The sequence below is a fragment of the Mycobacterium angelicum genome (genome assembly GCF_002086155.1).
GTDB lineage: Bacteria > Actinomycetota > Actinomycetes > Mycobacteriales > Mycobacteriaceae > Mycobacterium > Mycobacterium angelicum.
On sequence record NZ_MVHE01000144.1, the window covers coordinates 1 to 3,737 of the forward strand.

At 80.1% G+C, this 3,737-nt stretch carries 1 protein-coding gene; it reads left to right on the forward strand.

Annotated elements, in window-relative coordinates; genetic code table 11:
• Positions 1-254: 254 nt before the first annotated feature.
• The coding region (locus BST12_RS32425; RefSeq protein ID WP_211281388.1) for a hypothetical protein at positions 255-3,737 on the forward strand (3,483 nt) is incomplete at its 3' end.

A 3,737-nucleotide genomic window follows, 5' to 3' on the forward strand; every position in this document is an offset into this window, starting at 1 on the left:
CGCCGGCGGCGCAGGCGGCGGAACCGGCAGCGGCGGAACCGGCGGAACCACTGGCGCCACCGGCAAAGCGGGCACCGGCGGCACCGGCGGCCAAGGTGGCAGCGGCGGCACCGGCGCCAACGGCACCGACGCCGCAGCAGGCGGCGGCGCCACCGGCGGAACCGGCTTCGCCGGCGGCCAAGGCGGCCAAGGCGGACAAGGCGGCGACTCCGGCACCGGCGGCATCAACGGCTCCGGCGGCGCCGGCGGCGTGGGTGGCAAGGGCGGCACCGGCGGGACCGGCGGCTCCGGCGCCGACAGCACCACCGGCATCGGCGCCACCGGCGGCACCGGCGGCCAAGGCGGACAAGCCGGCGCCGGCGGCGCAGGCGGCAACCGGCAGCGGCGGAACCGGCGGCACCACCGGCACCACCGGCAACGCCGGCACTGGCGGCCAGGGCGGCACCGGCGGCCAGGGCGGTAACAGCGGCAACGGCACCAATGCGACCGCGGGCAGCGGCGCCACCGGCGGCACCGGATTCGCCGGCGGCAAGGGCGGCCAAGGCGGCCAGGGCGGCGGCTCTGGCACCGGCGGCACCAATGGCACCGGCGGCAAGGGCGGCACCGGCGGCCAAGGCGGCATCGGCGGCACCGGCGGCTCTGGCGCCGACAGCACCACCGGCGTCGGCGCCACCGGCGGCACCGGCGGCCAAGGCGGACAAGCCGGCGCCGGCGGCGCAGGCGGCAACGCGGGCACCGGCGGAACCGGCGGAACCACCGGCGCCACCGGAAACGCCGGCACCGGCGGCCAGGGCGGCGCCGGCGGCCAGGGCGGTAACAGCGGCAACGGCACCGACGCCGCCGCGGGCAGCGGCGCCACCGGCGGCGCCGGATTCGCCGGCGGCAAGGGTGGCCAAGGCGGCCAAGGCGGCGGCTCCGGCACCGGCGGCACCAATGGCACCGGCGGCAAGGGCGGCATCGGCGGCCAAGGCGGCATCGGCGGCACCGGCGGCTCCGGCGCCGACAGCACCACCGGCATCGGCGCCACCGGCGGCACCGGCGGCCAAGGCGGACAGGCCGGCGCCGGCGGCGCAGGCGGCGGAACCGGCAGCGGCGGAACCGGCGGAACCACTGGCACCACCGGAAAAGCGGGCACCGGCGGCACCGGCGGCCAAGGTGGCAGCGGCGGCACCGGCGCCAACGGCACCGCCGCCGCAGCGGGCAGCGGCGCCACCGGCGGCACCGGATTCGCCGGCGGTCAAGGCGGTCAAGGCGGCCAGGGCGGCGGCTCCGGCACCGGCGGCACCAATGGCACCGGCGGCAAGGGCGGCCAGGGCGGCCAAGGCGGGATCGGCGGTGCGGGTGGCTCAGGCGCCGACAGCACCACTGGCGTTGGCGGCACCGGCGGCACCGGCGGCACGGGCGGGGCAGCAGGTGCCGGCGGCACCGGCGGCGCGGCCGGCACCGGCGGCACCGGCGGCAGCAGCGGCGCCACCGGCGCCCCCGGCACCGGCGGTCAAGGCGGCATCGGTGGCAACGGCGGCCAAGGCGGCAATGGCACCAACGCCAGCCCGGGCAGTGGCGCAACCGGCGGTGCCGCGTTCGCTGGCGGTAACGCGGGAGCCGGCGGGACCGGCGGCGCCGGGATCGGCGGAACGGGCGGCGGGGCCGGCGGAAACGGCGGCATCGGCGGTAAGGGCGGGACCGGCGGAACCGGCGGTAGCGGCTCGACCGGTTCGACCGCAGGTGTCGCTGGCATCGGCGGTAAGGGCGGCGCCGGGGGCACGGGCGGTGCTGCTGGTGCTGCCGGCGCGGGTGGAAGCACCAACGGCGTCGGCGGAGTTGGTGGCCAGGGCGGTACCGGCGGAACCGGCGGGGGCGGCGGCACCGCGACAGGGAATGCGGCTACCGGCGGTGCCGGCGGCACCGGCGGTAACGGCGGGAACGGCGGCGCAGGTGGTGCCGGTCTTGGCGGCGTAGGCGGTGGCAAGGGCGGCCAAGGTGGCAACGCCGGCGACGGCGGGGCAGGCGCCGGCGGCGCCAATCGCACTTCAAGCACTGGCGCGGGTGGCACCGGCGGTGCGGGCGGCACTGGCGGCATCGCCGGCACCGGCGGCACCGGCGGCACCGGTGGCGGGACGGGCGGCAACGGCGGAACTGGCGGCAACGGCGGAGCCGGCGCCGCGAGCGGTACCGGCCTCGGTTCCGCCTACACCGGCGGCGTCGGCGGAGCCGGCGGAAACGGCGGCGCGGGTGGTGTTGCTGGCACCGGGGGAAGTGGCGGTGGCGCTAACGGCGCCGGCGGAAACGGTGGCCAGGGCGGCACCGGCGCCACCGGCGGAACTGGCGGCATCTCAACGGCCAGCGCAGGCACCGGCGGGGTCGGCGGAAAAGGCGGCGCCGGCGGCACAGGAGGCACCGGCGGCGCGGGCATCGGCGGCGTAGGCGGCGGCCAGGGCGGCCAAGGCGGCAACGCCGGCGCAGGCGGCATCGGCGGAGGCGGCGGCGCCAACACCTCCTCCAGCGGCACCGGCGGGACTGGCGGCAAGGGCGGCCTCGGCGGCACAGCAGGCATGGGCGGAACCGGCGGCGCCGGCGGCGGAACCGGCGGTGACGGTGGAACCGGCGGGGCCGGCGGCAACGGCGGAGCCCCGGGCGCCGGCGCCGGCTCCGCCTACACCGGCGGAATCGGCGGGGCCGGCGGCAATGGAGGCGTAGGCGGGCTTGCCGGCGCCGGAGGCAGTGGCGGTGGGGCCAATGGCGTCGGCGGAACCGGCGGCCAGGGCGGCACCGGTGCCACCGGCGGAGCCGGCGCCGCATCGACCGCCACCGCGGGCACCGGGGGCATCGGCGGCAAAGGCGGCGCCGGCGGCGCCGGCGGCCTCGGCGGCGACGGCATCAGCGGCGCCGGTGGCGGCACCGGCGGCCAAGGCGGCAACGCAGGCGCCGGCGGCGCGGGCGGCACCGGCGGCAGTCGCAGTTCAGGTTCCGGTACCGGCGGCACCGGCGGTGCCGGTGGCAACGGCGGCAACGCCGGAAGCGGCGGTACCGGCGGCGCCGGCAGCGGCACCGGCGGCCAAGGCGGCACCGGCGGCACCAGCGGTGCCGGCGGCGCCGGCGGCGCCAACACCGTAAGCACCGGCGCCGGCGGCCAAGGCGGCAACGCCGGTACTGCCGGCGCTGCCGGCACTGGCGGTGCGGGCGGCAGCGGCAACGGTGCGGGGGGTGCTGGCGGCACCGGCGGTAGCGGCGGGAACGGCGGCACCGGGGGCAAAGGCGGCACTAGCGGCAACGGCGGCGCAGGCGGCAACGGCGCCTTAGGCACCATAGGCGGCCAAGCCGGCAACGGCGTTGGAACCGGCGCCGGCGGCAACGGCGGCACTGGCGGCAAAGGCGGCAGCGGCGGCGGGGGCGGAGCGGGCGGCTTCAGCGGCGGTACCGGCGGCACCGGTGGAACCGGCGCCAACGGCGGCAACGGCGGCACCGCCGGCACTAGCACCGCCGGTATCGGCGGCAACGGCGGCAACGGCGGCAACGGCGGCAACGGCGGCAACGGCGGCAACGGCGCCATCGGCGGCCAAGGCGGCAACGCAGGAGCCGGCGGCAGCGGCAGCGCCGGCGGCACCAGCGGCGTCGGCACCGGCGGCAACGGCGGCAACACCGGCGGCAATGGCGGAAACGGCGGCACCGCCACGCTCAGTACTACGCCTGGCAACGGCGGCAACGGCAGCGCCGGCGGCACTGGCGGCACTGGGGGC